The organism is Mesorhizobium sp. Root695 (assembly GCF_001428185.1).
In the GTDB taxonomy this organism is placed as follows: domain Bacteria; phylum Pseudomonadota; class Alphaproteobacteria; order Rhizobiales; family Rhizobiaceae; genus Mesorhizobium.
The window spans coordinates 78248-90566 of sequence record NZ_LMHO01000003.1 but is presented as its reverse complement, the minus strand read 5'-3'; the positions used below and the strand labels follow the sequence as shown (position 1 = coordinate 90566).

At 62.9% G+C, this 12319-nt stretch carries 10 protein-coding genes; 7 read left to right on the top strand and 3 right to left on the bottom strand.

Going from position 1 to position 12319, the window contains the following annotated elements; genetic code table 11:
- Window positions 1-105: 105 nt before the first annotated feature.
- Entirely contained in the window at window positions 106-306 is a 201-nt protein-coding gene (locus ASD99_RS04570) for a hypothetical protein (protein ID WP_056582878.1), read from the bottom strand.
- A 178-nt stretch (window positions 307-484) separates the two neighbouring features.
- On the opposite strand from ASD99_RS04570, the gene ASD99_RS04565 reads away from it, so the two are divergent.
- The 5 genes from ASD99_RS04565 (at window position 485) to ASD99_RS04545 (ending at window position 7054) form a co-directional block, all read left to right on the top strand.
- Entirely contained in the window at window positions 485-4321 is a 3837-nt protein-coding gene (locus ASD99_RS04565) for a hydantoinase B/oxoprolinase family protein (protein WP_057142881.1), read from the top strand.
- Window positions 4322-4352: 31 nt separating this feature from the next.
- Entirely contained in the window at window positions 4353-5651 is a 1299-nt protein-coding gene (locus ASD99_RS04560) for a DUF3419 family protein (RefSeq protein ID WP_057142880.1), read from the top strand.
- Window positions 5648-6331 carry a class I SAM-dependent methyltransferase gene (locus tag ASD99_RS04555; protein WP_056582873.1) on the top strand — a complete coding sequence of 228 codons (684 nt, stop codon included), beginning with the start codon at window positions 5648-5650 and terminating at the stop codon, window positions 6329-6331. The genes ASD99_RS04560 and ASD99_RS04555 overlap by 4 nt, the downstream gene beginning before the upstream one ends.
- Window positions 6332-6439: 108 nt before the next feature.
- Complete coding sequence (locus tag ASD99_RS04550) at window positions 6440-6736, top strand: type II toxin-antitoxin system RelE/ParE family toxin (RefSeq protein WP_057142879.1); 297 nt, start codon at window positions 6440-6442, stop codon at window positions 6734-6736.
- 9 nt (window positions 6737-6745) lie between these two features.
- Window positions 6746-7054, top strand: a complete 309-nt coding sequence (locus ASD99_RS04545) for a HigA family addiction module antitoxin (protein WP_023813159.1) — start codon at window positions 6746-6748, stop codon at window positions 7052-7054.
- Between the two features lie 22 nt (window positions 7055-7076).
- Here the strand turns inward: ASD99_RS04545 and ASD99_RS04540 are convergent, their stop codons facing one another.
- Window positions 7077-8456 (bottom strand): serine hydrolase domain-containing protein, encoded by a 1380-nt coding sequence (locus ASD99_RS04540; protein ID WP_057142878.1) that lies wholly within the window; start codon window positions 8454-8456, stop codon window positions 7077-7079.
- Between the two features lie 226 nt (window positions 8457-8682).
- On the opposite strand from ASD99_RS04540, the gene ASD99_RS04535 reads away from it, so the two are divergent.
- Window positions 8683-9483: a GH25 family lysozyme gene (locus ASD99_RS04535; protein ID WP_056582867.1), complete on the top strand. Its 801-nt coding sequence runs from the start codon at window positions 8683-8685 to the stop codon at window positions 9481-9483.
- 236 nt (window positions 9484-9719) lie between these two features.
- Complete coding sequence (locus ASD99_RS04530; RefSeq protein WP_057142984.1) at window positions 9720-10898, top strand: lytic murein transglycosylase; 1179 nt, start codon at window positions 9720-9722, stop codon at window positions 10896-10898.
- Window positions 10899-10956: 58 nt separating this feature from the next.
- Here the strand turns inward: ASD99_RS04530 and ASD99_RS04525 are convergent, their stop codons facing one another.
- Window positions 10957-12177, bottom strand: a complete 1221-nt coding sequence (locus ASD99_RS04525; protein WP_057142877.1) for an alanine racemase — start codon at window positions 12175-12177, stop codon at window positions 10957-10959.
- Window positions 12178-12319: the final 142 nt, after the last annotated feature.

The window sequence follows — 12319 nt, the reverse complement described above, 5'->3', positions numbered from 1 at the left end:
ACGACAAATCGGTCCGACGCTGACGACCGCGGCGCTCGGACAGTATGAAAAAGGCCGACGTGAGCCGGCCTTTCTCATTCATCAAACGAAGTACCGCTTACGCAACTACTGCGCAGGCGCAGGAGCCGGTGTTGCCGGAGCCGGTTCGGTAGGCTTCGGTGCATCAGGCGTGGCCGGCTTCATCGGCTGTTCGGCTGCCGGCGGGTTGGTGCTCTGGGTGGTGGTGTTATCCGTGCCGCTGTCGCTGCAGGCGGCAACGCCAAGCAAGGCCAACGCGGAAACGGACGCAAGAATGAGCTTTTTCATAACATCTCTCCTTTAACAGACGCTCACGTTACAGTGAACGCTCGAAGAGGAAATGCATCAGATAGCCATGAGTTTCGTAACGTTGCGTGTCCGCATGTAACATCGTGCGCATGGCCGTTGCCGGCCAAGCCATTGCGAACTAACAGATTGCATCGACCAAATGCCGGGAGCTTGCCGCATGACCACCAAGTGGGATTTCTGGATCGATCGTGGCGGCACGTTTACCGATGTCATCGGCCGCGACCCGCAAGGCGGGCTGCATCCCCGCAAGCTTCTCTCCGAAAATCCTGAAGCCTATACCGATGCCGCTATCCAGGGCATTCGCGACCTTCTCGGCTTGTCCGCCGGCGACGCGATCCCGCCTGGCCTGATCGGCGACATCAAGATGGGCACCACGGTCGCCACCAATGCGCTGCTGGAGCGCAAGGGTGACCGCGTGCTTTTGCTCATCACCAAGGGCTTTCGCGATGCGCTGAAGATCGCCTATCAGGCGCGCCCGGACATCTTCGCCAAGGAGATCATCCTTCCCGAGCAGCTCTACGAGCGCGTCATCGAAATCAACGAGCGCGTGCGCGCCGACGGCTACGTCGAACAATTGCTCGACATCGCCGCCTGCCGGCCGGCGATCGAACAGGCCAGGGCCGATGGCATCGACGCCGTGGCCATCGTCTTCATGCATGCCTGGAAATATCCCGACCACGAGAAAGCGGTGGCAAAAGTCTGCCGCAAACTTGGTTTCAGCCAGGTCTCGGTCAGCCATGAGGTCTCGCCGCTGATCAAACTGGTCGGCCGCGGCGACACCACGGTGGTCGACGCCTATCTGTCGCCGATCCTGTCGAGATATGTACAAAGGGTGGCGGGAGAGTTGGGCGCGGCGCCAATCTCCCCCCTTGTGGGGGGTGAGGAGCGATCGGCCGGAGGCCGAGAAAACGCCAACGATTTGGCTTTTTCAGCGACGAACGCCCGTAGCCATAGCGAAGGGCAGTCGGCAAAGCGGCCAGAGGGGGTCCTATCAGAAGGCTCCGCCGGGGCGTCGAACCCAGTCGATCCGACCCCACCCGGCGACTTTGGCGCCACCCTTCCCTCGAGGGGGAGGGAAAGCCCTCGCCTCATGTTCATGATGTCGTCGGGCGGCCTCACCGCCGCCGACATGTTCCAGGGCAAGGACGCGCTGCTGTCAGGGCCGGCCGGCGGCGTTGTCGGCATGGTCGAAACGGCCAAGCTCGCCGGTTTCGGCAAGGTCATCGGCTTCGACATGGGCGGCACCTCCACCGATGTCGCCCATTATGACGGCGAATACGAGCGTGCCTTCGACACCGAAGTCGCCGGCGTGCGCATCCGCGCGCCGATGATGCGCATCCACACCGTCGCCGCCGGCGGCGGCTCGATCCTGCATTACGAGGCCGGCCGCTTCCGGGCTGGACCGGATTCCGCAGGCGCCAATCCCGGCCCTGCCGCCTACCGACGCGGCGGCCCGCTCGCCGTCACCGACGCCAATGTCATGCTGGGCAAGCTTCAACCCGATTTCTTCCCGGCCATTTTCGGACCCGGCCAGGACCAGCCCCTCGATGTCGAGACGGTGCGGGCAAAATTTGCGGCACTTGCCGCCGAAATCGGCGATGGCCGCACGCCCGAGGCCGTCGCCGAAGGCTTCGTCACCATTGCCGTCGAGAACATGGCCAACGCCATCAAGAAGATCTCCGTCCAGCGCGGCTATGACGTCACGGAATATCTCCTGAACTGCTTCGGTGGCGCCGGCGGCCAGCACGCCTGCCTGGTCGCCGACGCGCTCGGCATGGAGGCGGTCCTGATCCATCCCTTCTCCGGCCTGCTGTCGGCCTATGGCATCGGCCTGTCCTCGGTCTTTGCCTCGCGCCAGCAGGCGCTGCTCAAGCCGCTTGACGAAGAGTCCAGAACGGAGATCGGCAACCTCATCGCCATCTTGAGAAAGGCCGTTGTGGCAGAACTCGCGGCGCAAGGCATCGCGGAGGATGCGGTCGCAGCAAAGCCGGTGCTGCACATTCGTTATGACGGCACCGACACGACACTGCCGGTGAATTTTGAGGCAGACTCGATTTTCCAGGCCAAGTGCGATTTCGAAATCGCTCACAAGGCGCAGTTCGGTTTCGTGTATGACGACAAGCCGATGATCGTCGAGACCATCGGCGTCGAAGGCACCGACACCGGCGGCAGCGGCCGCGACGAAAGTGAATCGCAAACCGAAGACCTTGCCGTAGGCCCTTCGCAGTCCCGCGAAATCTTCACTGAGGGAGAGTGGCGCGCTTCAGGCATCTTCCGCCGCGAGGCGCTGAAGCCGGGAAACAGGGTTGCGGGTCCTGCCTTGATTATCGAGCCGAACCAGACAATCGTCATCGAGCCGGGCTGGCAGGCCGAAATCACCGCCAGGAACCATGTGCTCCTGCGCCGCGTCGAGAAAAAGCGCAGGCAGGCAGCGCTCGGCACAGAGGCCGACCCGGTCATGCTGGAGGTCTTCAACAACCTGTTCATGTCGATCGCCGAACAGATGGGCGTGACGCTGCAGAACACCGCCTATTCCGTCAACATCAAGGAAAGACTGGATTTTTCCTGCGCCGTCTTCGATCGCACCGGCGCACTGGTCGCCAATGCGCCGCACATGCCGGTGCATCTAGGCTCGATGGACCGTTCGGTGGAAACCATCATTCGGCTGAATTCCAGCGACATCCACCCCGGCGACGTCTTTGCCCTCAACGCACCCTACAATGGCGGCACGCATCTGCCCGACATCACTGTCGTGACGCCGGTTTTCGACGATATCAAGCAGAACATCCTCTTCTGGGCCGCCTCGCGCGGCCATCATGCCGATATCGGCGGCACGGCACCCGGCTCGATGACGCCGCTCGCCACCACGGTCGACGAGGAAGGCGTGCTGTTCGACAATTTCCGCATCGTCGATCGTGGTCGCTTCCGCGAGAAGGAGCTGGAAACGCTGCTCACCGACCACCGCTACCCGGCCCGCAACCCGCACCAAAACATCGCCGACCTCAAGGCGCAGATCGCCGCCAACGAGAAGGGCGTCGCGGAACTGCGCAAAATGGTCACGCATTTCGGCCTCGATGTCGTCGAGGCCTATATGGGCCATGTCCAGGACAATGCCGCCGAAAGCGTGCGCCGCGTGCTGGAGCGGCTGCCCGACAGTTCGCAGTACGAATACCCGACCGACACCGGCCAGGTCATCAAGGTGAAGATCACGGTCGACCGGCAAATGCGCGAGGCAACGGTCGACTTCACCGGCACGTCGCCTGTCATGAAGAACAATTTCAATGCGCCGGAGCCGGTCGCCCGCGCGGCTGTCCTCTATGCGTTCCGGGTCATGGTCGAGGACATGATCCCAATGAATGCCGGCTGCCTCAGGCCGATCAACATCATCATCCCCGATGGCTGCATGCTCAAACCCACCTACCCCGCGGCCGTCGTTGCCGGCAATGTCGAGACCTCGCAGCACGTTACCAACGCGCTGTTCGGCGCCATGGGCGCGATGGCCAATGCGCAGGGAACGATGAACAACCTGACCTTCGGCAACAAGACATACCAATATTACGAGACGATCTGCTCCGGCTCCCCGGCCGGCCGCATGAATTCCGGCCGCGGCTTTGCCGGCACCTCCGGCGTCCACACCCACATGACCAATTCGCGCCTCACCGATCCCGAAGTGCTGGAGCTGCGCTTTCCCGTAATGCTCGAGGATTTCCACATCCGCGAAGGTTCCGGCGGCAAGGGCAAATGGTGCGCCGGCGACGGCACCAGGCGCACCATCCGCTTCCTCGAAAAGATGGAATGCGCGATCCTGTCCTCGCATCGCAACCGGCCGCCAAAAGGGCTGGACGGAGGCGGCGATGGCGAGGTCGGTTCGACCAAGGTCCGCCGCAAGGACGGCACGATCGAAATGCTGAAAGCCTGCGACCAGACCGTGCTGCAGGCCGGCGACGCCGTCATCCTGACGACGCCGACGCCGGGCGGATTTGGCAAGCTGTAAGGAGGCCTCAACAGGCTGTCACCGGCCTGTCATGACCCTGCGCTACCCGCTTGCGGCAAAGCAAATGGGGAATCACTTTGCCATGACGGATGTTTCCGCAGATCTGGTTTTTCGCCGCGGCAAGGAAGTCGGAAAGGCCGTCTACCAGAACCGCCCGCTGTCGAAAGCCGGCATTTCGGAGCGGCTGTTCGCCTTCCTGTTTTCCGGTCTCGTCTATCCGCAGATATGGGAAGACCCCGACGTCGACATGGAGGCGATGCAGCTTGGCCAGGGCCACCGCGTCGTCACCATCGCCTCGGGTGGCTGCAACATCCTGGCCTACCTCACCCGTTCGCCGGCACGAGTCGACGCAGTCGATCTCAACGCCGCGCACATCGCGCTGAACCGCATGAAACTGGAGGCAGTGCGCCATTTGCCTTCGCAGGGTGACCTGTTCCGCTTCTTCGGCGCCGCCGACACCAGCCACAATTCGGCAGCCTACGACCGTTTCATCGCGCCGCATCTCGACCCGGTCAGCCGTCACTACTGGGAGTGCCGCAGTTGGCGTGGCCGCCGTCGCATCGGTGTTTTCGATCGCAATTTCTACCAGACCGGCCTGCTTGGCCTGTTCATCGCCATGGGACACCGCACGGCAAAGTTCTTCGGCGTCGACCCTGCCGGAATCATGCAAGCCCGCAACATCGGCGAGCAGCGCCGCTTCTTCAACGAGGAGCTGGCGCCGGTCTTCGACAAACCGCTGCTGAAATGGGCGACATCGCGCAAGGCCTCGCTGTTCGGCCTGGGCATTCCACCGGCGCAGTACGACTCGCTGATCACCTCCGGTGACGGCACCATGGCCAGTGTGCTGAAAGCCCGGCTGGAAAAGCTCGCTTGCGATTTTCCGTTGGAGAACAATTATTTCGCCTGGCAGGCCTTCGCCCGGCGCTATCCGAACCCCGGCGAGGCCGCCCTGCCCGCCTATCTCGAGAAACAGAATTACAACACCATCCGCGGCAATATCGACCGCGTCGCCATCCACCATGCCAATCTGATAGAATTCCTTGCCGGCAAGGATGCAGGCTCCGTCGACCGCTTCATTCTGCTCGACGCACAGGACTGGATGACCGATGACCAGCTCAACGCGCTGTGGTCGGAAATCACCCGCACGGCATCGGCCGGCGCCCGCGTCATCTTCCGCACCGCCGCCGAGCCCAGCCTGTTGCCGGGCCGCGTCTCCAGCTCGCTGCTTGACCAGTGGGACTATCAGGACGAGGCTTCGCGGGAATTCTCGGCCCGCGACCGCTCGGCCATCTATGGCGGCTTCCACCTGTACGTGAAGCGCGCGGCATGAGCACCACCGAGCTGCCGGCCAGCCCCGAATTCAAGGCCAGCCATGCCGAACTGATGGACGGCGTCTACCGCTGGCAGCGCCACATCTACGACCTAACCCGCAAATACTACCTTCTTGGCCGCGACCGGCTGATCGACGGGCTCGACGTGCCGGCCGGCGGCACCGTGCTGGAACTCGGCTGCGGCACCGGCCGCAACATCATCCTGGCAGCGCGCCGCCATCCCGGTGCCCACTTGTACGGCCTTGATATCTCAGCCGAAATGCTGGAAACGGCCGGCGCAGCGATCGGCCGCGAGGGCCTATCCGGCCGCGTCATGCTGGCAAGGGGCGACGCCACGGATTTCGATGCCGGTGCACTCTTCGATGTCGAATGCTTCGATCGCGTCTTCGTGTCCTATTCGCTATCGATGATCCCCGACTGGGAAAAAACCGTGTCGGCGGCACTTGCCGCACTGTCACCGAACGGTTCGCTGCACATCGTCGATTTCGGCCAGCAGGAAGGCCTGCCGGGTTGGTTCCGGACCTTGCTGCGCGGCTGGCTGAAGAAATTCCACGTTTCGCCGCGTGAATCACTGCGCGAAGTGCTGGAATCGGAATCTCGGCGAACCGGCGCAAGCTTCCGTTTCCGCACACTTTATCGCGGTTATGCCTGGCTGGCGGTTATCAAGATCGCTTCCTGAATATTGCGTAGGAAAGGCATGTGAGGGCGAAGCAGCCACGATCAGTGAATCAACATTGCCATATGACCCCGAGAGCGGTACACTATCTCACATGCATGGAAGCATGTGATGATCACCGGCTTCAGGGATGAATGGCTGCGGGCCTTCTTCGTGGAAGACACACATTCTCGCAACATTCCGTCCGATCTCGAAAGCCGTTTGTTCCGCAAGCTCCAGATGATTGACGACGCGATGATCGATCAGGATTTGCGTGTGCCGCCCAGCAACCATCTCGAAAAGCTGCGCGGCAATCTCGATGGCTTCCATTCAATACGCGTCAACAAGCAATGGCGGCTGATCTTCCGCTGGGACGGCGGCCGCGGTGAGGCGTCGGACATCTATCTCGACGACCACAGCTATAAGTGAGGTGACAACATGTTGATGACCGCACGCAAGCCGGCAACGGTTGGCGAAATTCTCACGGAAGAATTCATGCAGCCGCTTGGCCTGACGCAGGCGGCTTTGGCCGAGGCGATGGGGGTCCAGCGCAAGCATGTGAACGAATTGTGCAACGACCGCCGCAACGTGACGGCGGCGACCGCGCTCATTCTGGCGCGGGTATTCGGCAACAGCCCGGACTTCTGGTTGAACGTCCAGCGCCGCAGCGATCTTTGGCAGGTCATGAACTCGCCCGACGAGCGGGCGCGGGTTGATCGCGCCAAGCCTTTGGCGACAGCTGCATAGACAAGAGTTGCTGCGCGCTAGTCTAATGCAGCGCCTTCACCAGCGCTCCCACCATCGTCTGCGGCCGGTAGCCGATTTTGGCCGGCGTTAGCCCGAGCCGCACCACCACCAGTTGCTCCGAGGGAATGATGGCGACCGTCTGCCCGTCATGTCCCTCCATCCAGTAGATGTCCTTGGGCAGGCCCGCGGCAACGCCGGCACCGGGGTTTTCCTCATCGCCCGGAGCCTCGATCCACAACTGGCCCTTGCCGTAGACTTTCGACGCGGATGCCGGCTCCCGCATCCAGTCGACGAAGCCGGCCGGCAGGATCTGGTTGCCGTTCCACACCCCGCCTTGCAGCAGGAACTGACCGAAGCGCGCCCAGTCATGCGCGGTTGCATAGAGATAGGACGAGCCGACAAAAGTGCCTTGCTCATCGGTCTCGAGCACCGCGCTGTGCATGCCAAGCGGCTCGAACAGGGCGGTGCGCGGCCACGTCAGCGCCTTGGCCTTGTCGCCGATCGCGTCCTGCCAGAGGCGCGACAGCATCACCGCCGTGCCGCTCGAATAGGAAAACACCTTGCCCACCTCGGTCGCCAGCGGCTTGGCTTCGGCAAAGTCCGCCATGTCTGGCTCGAGGTAGAGCATGCGCGTAACGTCGGCGACATCGCCATAATCCTCGTTGAACTCCAGCCCGCTCGACATCGCCAGCATGTCGGCAAGGCTGATCGCGGCGCGGCCATCCGCCTTCCACGGCGCGAACAGCCCCTTGTCGGTGATGGCCATCTTGCCGTCCTTGACCAGCGTGCCGACGATGGCGGCGTTCACCGTCTTGGTCATCGACCAGCCGAGCAGCGGCGTCTTGGCTGAAAAGCCGTCGCCATAGCGCTCGGCGACGACGCGGCCATTCTTGACCACCACCACCGCGCGCATGCCGGTGCCGTTTAGCGCCACATCGTCCAGCAGCTTGGCAATCACGGGGTCCTGCGACGCCTCGACCCGCTCGCCTTCCGGCCACAGCGCGTCCTGGCTGACCGCCGAAGGCTCGGCATGGATAGCCGTGCGCCGTACCTTGCCGACATCGCCGTCCGGAACCGACGCGCAGCCAAGCCCGTCACGGGCGACGGCGACACTCTTGCCGAGGAAGCCAAGCAGGCCGGCTGAGACCGTTCCCCTGTTCTTGTCCACCGAGACCCGCATCAGCTGCAGCAGTGGGTGCCCGGGCGCCTGCACGTCGACGGCGAGCACCTCATTGGCGTCGCGGCCGGCGATGAAGACGTTCGAACAGACGATCTTGGCCGAGTAGCCCGAGCCGACGCGGATCAATTCCGGGGGCGCGACGTAAAGCCAGGCAAAAAGCGCGGCGACCGCCAGTGCGATCAGGCCAAGCAGCCATTTGACGATCCTGACGACAAACCGCATTTTTCACCCTCGTTCGAGCGGAGTTCCGCCCGATGCCATCGATTTGCCGCCATTGCTTCAGCAAATCGCTGTGCTTGTCGAGCGCCATCAACCTGATATCAACCATGATCGGCGATCACAGGATATACGGGCGATGCTGTGGGGCGATCGCTCGATAAGGCCATTCGAGGGGGCCACCCGCAACAGAACCCATCAGCGGCCGGCTGATTCCGGCCCAGGAGAAGCGATGCGCCGGTTCGCGGGCCTCATCATGCTGACGCTGCTTGGCGCCTGCTCGACCGTCGACGATCTGTCGCCGCTGTCGCCGTCCGCTTCCAGCAGCCCGACGGTCGCCGTGCGTGCGCCGCGCTTCGAGGACTCCAAGCCGCATGAATGGGACAGCGGCGCGCCCTGGAACTATGCCGTTCACGGCACCGATGTCTCCAAATACCAGACCTCGGTCGACTGGCCGGCAGCCAGGGCCAGCGGCATCTCCTTCGCCTTCATCAAGGCGACCGAGGGCGGCGACCGTTTCGACGAGTATTTCAATGAGCATTGGGCGCGCACGAAGGCCAACGGAATTCCGCGAGCCGCCTACCATTTCTACTATTTCTGCACCCCCGCTGCCGTGCAGGCGCGCTGGTTCATTCGCAACGTCCCTGTCGATCGCTCGGCGATGCCGCCGGTTCTCGACATGGAATGGAACCCGCAATCGCCGACCTGCAAGCTGCGTCCCGACGCAGCCACGGTGCGCGCGGAGATGAGCACCTTCCTCGAAATCGTTGAACGGCACTACGGCAAGAAGCCGATCATCTACACCTCGGTCGACTTCTTCGACGACAACGAGTTGTCGAGCTTCCGCGGCTATCCCTATTGGCTGCGCTCCGTCGCCGGCCATCCGCGCGAGAAATACGGCAGCCACCCCTTCACCTTCTGGCAGTACACCGGAACCGGCATCATTCCCGGCATGCCGGGCAAGGCCGACATCAACGTTTTCAATGGCAGTGAAGCCGCCTGGAACAAATGGCTGCGGCAGAACACCCGTTGATGTCAGGTTCAACGGCAGCACCACCTTGGATCAAATCACTCCGGCAGAATTCCCGTTCAACGGCACCGAAGTCGGCTGCAACGAGAGGCTAAGACAGAAGAACCGTTGACACCGGGCCTGCCGCCTGCTTTTCGACACAGCCAGCGGTAAAGTCTGCAATCGCCGGTACTCCAGAGTTCTGCGCCCCGATGGACGCGCAAGGACGCCCTGGAAATCTGAATGTCGAAAGGAAGCTGATGCGACTGCGTTCTCAAGCCCTCGCGGCGCTGTTCCTGTGCGTCACAGCTTGGCCGGCGATGGCGCAGGAATGCGGCGGCGACTTCGAAACCTGGAAGCAAGGCGTGGCCGTGGAAGCCAAGGCGGCTGGCGTCGGCCCCGTCGGTCTCGACGCGCTGGAGGATGCCACCATAGACGACAAGGTTCTGGCGCGTGACCGCGCCCAGGGCGTCTTCACCCAGACATTCATCGAATTCTCCAACCGCATGATCTCGGCCTATCGGCTGAAGCAAGGTGCGACAAACCTGAAGAAATACGCCGACGTCTTCGCCCGTGCCGACCAGCAGTTCGGCGTCCAGGCGCCGATCATCGCCGCCTTCTGGGCGCTGGAGACCGATTTCGGCGCCGTGCAGGGCGATTTCCACACACTGAGCGCGCTGGTGACGCTGTCACATGATTGCCGCCGCCCCCAACTGTTCCGGCCTCAGTTGATACCGCTTCTGCAATTGATCGATCGCGGCGTCGTGCCGGCCGACGTCAGGGGTGCCTGGGCCGGCGAGATCGGCCAGACGCAGATCCTGCCTTCCGACTACGTGGCGCGCGGCGTCGACGGCGACGGCGACGGCAAGGTCGACCTGCGCGGCAGCGTGCCGGACGTGATCATGACCACCGCCAACAAGGTGCTGTCGCGCGGCTGGAAACGCGATGAGCCCTGGATCCAGGAAGTACGCGTCCCCGAAGACATGCCGTGGGACCAGACCGGCCGCACCAACAAGCTGCCGCTGTCGCAGTGGGCACAATGGGGCGTCACCAACCCCGACGGCACGCCGCTGATCGACAACGGCCTCAAGGCCGGCCTGGCGCTGCCCATGGGCCGCAAGGGCCCCGCCTTCCTCGCCTATGACAATTTCGACGTCTATCTCGAGTGGAACCAGTCCTTCACCTATGCGCTGACCGCTGCAAACCTTGCCGCCCGGCTGGCGGGCGCAAAACAGTTCGACCCGCGCAATCCCGAGACCGGTCTCAACAACGAGCAGATGAAGGCGCTGCAGACCAAGCTCGAAGCCCGGGGCTACGATGTCGGCACGGTCGACGGCATCCTCGGCACCAACACACGCGAAGCCATCCGCAAGGAACAGATGCGGCTCGGCATGGCCGTGGACGGCTGGCCGACACCGGAGCTTTTGGGGAAATTGTAGGGCGTAGGGCAGTTGGAAAAACCAGCCCGAAGCAGTGACTGCCGCCACTCTATTCCCCTCAATCCGCCATCGTCTCCAAACTCGCAAACCCTTGCGGCGCATCGCCTTCGTCGAACGGCGTCGTCACCTCGACGAAGGTGTCGGGGTAAAAGCCGTTGAAGCGGGTCCTCAGCGACAGCGAATAGGCGCCGATATGGCCGATTTCGATCCAGTCGCCGGTGTCGACCGTCTCCGGCAACCAGAACGGCCGCGACAGGATGTCGACGGAATCGCAGGTCGCGCCGCAGACCTTGAACGGCACGATGTTCTTCTCCTCGCCATTGCGCGAGCGGATCGCCGGATCGGGAATGAAACGCGCCGGCAGCGTGATCTTGCCGGTCCATGAATCCGACAGCGACGCCCAGATGCCGTCATTGATGTAGAGCCGCTTGCCCTTGCGCAGCAGCACCCGCACGATCAGCGACAGGCAGCGCGCCACGATCACCCTGCCCGGCTCGGCCACCAGCGGCATCTCGTCGAACTGATATTCTTTCAGATCGCCCGACAGCCGCGACATGATCTGACCGAGCGACGGCATTTCGATCTGCTTGCGATTGGGGTCGTGGCCATATTCGGCGGGGAAACCGCCGCCGACATCGAGCCCGGCAATATCGAAGGTCAGCCGGTTGCGCACCCAGTCGGCGGAAGCCAGCGCCCGCTCATAGGTGTCGGGGTCCTCGATCTGGCTGCCGACATGGAAACACAGGCCAACCTTGTAGCCGGTGCGGTTCAGCCGCTCGGCGAGCTCGACGGCATAGGCCGGCCCCGCGCCGAATTTCTTCGACAGTTCGTAGGCGGCCGATCCTTTCGTCTGGATGCGCACGAACACGCTGATCGAGCCCGGATCAATGTCGAGAGCCCGCACCACCCGCGTCAGCTTGGTGATCTCGTCCTCATGGTCGAGCGAAATGACGCGGATGCCATATTTCTCCAGCGCCAGCTTGATATCCGACTGCGCCTTGACCGGATGCATGTAGAGCATCTCGGCATCGGCGGAGACCGCGCGCACGGCGGCGAACTCGCCCGGCGAAGCGACGTCGAAAGCGTTGACGCCGGCCTCGACCAGGGTCTTCAGCACGATCTGCTCGCCATTGGTCTTGACCGCATAGGCGGTCTTGCCGGGGAACATGCCCATGAACTGTCTGGCATCCGCCATCAGCACCTGCGGGCGGAAGCAATAGACGGGGTCGTCCGGGCGAAGCGCCAGTGCCGCCTCGCGGGCATTCTCGAATCGCTGCATGGACGAATCCTCACCTCGGCTGCGCACAATTAATCCAAGCTAGCGGCTAATGAAAACAATTCTGTGTCTCGTACGGCTGACGCAGCGGCGCTAGGCCTTTGCCAGCAACGTTTGCCATCAATCACGTTTCGGGTGGCCCTTG